This is a genomic window from Catalinimonas locisalis (assembly GCF_038039535.1).
Lineage (GTDB): Bacteria > Bacteroidota > Bacteroidia > Cytophagales > Cyclobacteriaceae > Catalinimonas.
Window position 1 is genome coordinate 1 of the sequence record NZ_JBBPHP010000118.1, and the last position, 802, is coordinate 802.

1 protein-coding gene is annotated in these 802 nt (G+C 46.4%); it reads right to left on the bottom strand.

All coding sequences use genetic code 11. From position 1 onward, the window contains the following. Positions 1–9 precede the first annotated feature (9 nt). Positions 10–802 (bottom strand): transposase (locus tag WJR50_RS34140; protein WP_341297805.1); only part of this gene is annotated, 793 nt, incomplete at its 5' end.

An 802-nucleotide genomic window follows, 5' to 3' on the forward strand; every position in this document is an offset into this window, starting at 1 on the left:
AAAATTACACTACGGTACAATTTGATTCAAGAGTAGTTTTCGTTTATTGGCATGCTTAGTCAAAGAGTCAAGGTATAGAGAGAGGTGTTCTAAGAATACTACAAAACTCTGTAGGTAGTTCTGCCATTTATCCAACCCGTGCCGCAACACACTCACCTGGGCCGAACCATGTTTTTTAATGGCAATGCGTCGTTTGTATTGCGCTAACCCATAGCAGACCGATAAGGTATAAGCCAGCACCACCAAAGCCATCATCATTCTGATTTTGTAAGCTTGCCGGACGTGTAGAGCTTCCAGATCAAAAGCGTTGCTTTTCAGGTGCTTAAACATGGCCTCTATCCGATACCTTTGTCTATAGCATTCAATAGCCAAAGCAGGAGTCACACTGCTGATCAGGCGCAGGTACTCTATCTTGCCGCTCCGGTTATGATAGGCTTTCAACACGTAGTAGTAGCGATGATCTTGCAAGGTAAATTGCTTCCAAACCACCTGCCCTACTCGGCTACGGGCCCGGTTCTCTAACTTGTTCACCGAATGGCCTCGTTGCTCAATATCGCTCTGATAATTACCTTTTCGTAAGCGTACAACCACACCTATACCGGCCTGATGTAGCATCTCAAACCACTGAGTGCCGATATACTCTCGGTCACCGACTAGGTTCAATACTTTCAGGGCGGATTGTAGCATACGCTTGCGTTGTTGCTGGCTGCTGATGCCTAGTTTAGCTAAGTCATGCCACCAAATGGGAACACTTACCCCTCGGTAAAGCACACTCAGGGTGAGAAAGTGATAGGTTTTGCCG